The organism is Brevibacillus sp. NL20B1, from assembly GCF_018195675.1.
Taxonomy (GTDB): Bacteria; Bacillota; Bacilli; order Brevibacillales; family Brevibacillaceae; genus Brevibacillus; species Brevibacillus aydinogluensis.
Genome location: NZ_JAGTPT010000065.1, coordinates 1 through 696, shown reverse-complemented (window position 1 = coordinate 696; position 696 = coordinate 1). Strand labels below are relative to the sequence as shown.

The following is a 696-nucleotide window of genomic DNA, read 5'->3' as shown; positions in this document are numbered from 1 at the left end:
TCATCGTAACTCGCCGGTTCATTCTACAAAAGGCACGCCATCACCCATGAATGGGCTCTGACTACTTGTAGGCACACGGTTTCAGGTTCTCTTTCACTCCCCTCCCGGGGTGCTTTTCACCTTTCCCTCACGGTACTGGTTCACTATCGGTCACTAGGGAGTATTTAGCCTTGGGAGATGGTCCTCCCTGCTTCCGACGGGATTCCTCGTGTCCCGCCGTACTCAGGATCCACTCAGGAGGGAACGAAGTTTCGACTACAGGGCTGTTACCTCCTCTGGCGGGCCTTTCCAGACCGCTTCGTCTACTCCGTTCCTTTCTCACTCCATGTTGAGTGTCCTACAACCCCAAGAGGCACGCCTCTTGGTTTGGGCTTCTCCCTTTTCGCTCGCCGCTACTCAGGGAATCGCGTTTGCTTTCTTCTCCTCCGGGTACTTAGATGTTTCAGTTCCCCGGGTCTGCCCTCCATACCCTATGGATTCAGGTATGGATCCTGCCCCATTACGGACAGGGGGTTTCCCCATTCGGAAATCTCCGGATCCACGCTTACTTACAGCTCCCCGAAGCATATCGGTGTTTGTCCCGTCCTTCATCGGCTCCTAGTGCCAAGGCATCCACCGTGCGCCCTTTCTAACTTAACCAGTGAAAAGAGCTTCACGTTCCTTTCTTCTTACCTGTTATCTAGTTTTCAAAGAACC

1 rRNA gene is annotated in these 696 nt (G+C 53.4%); it reads right to left on the bottom strand.

Features of this window, described 5'->3' with window-relative positions:
* Window positions 1-639 (bottom strand): 23S ribosomal RNA (locus KDN35_RS19780); the annotation flags it as partial.
* Window positions 640-696 lie beyond the last annotated feature (57 nt).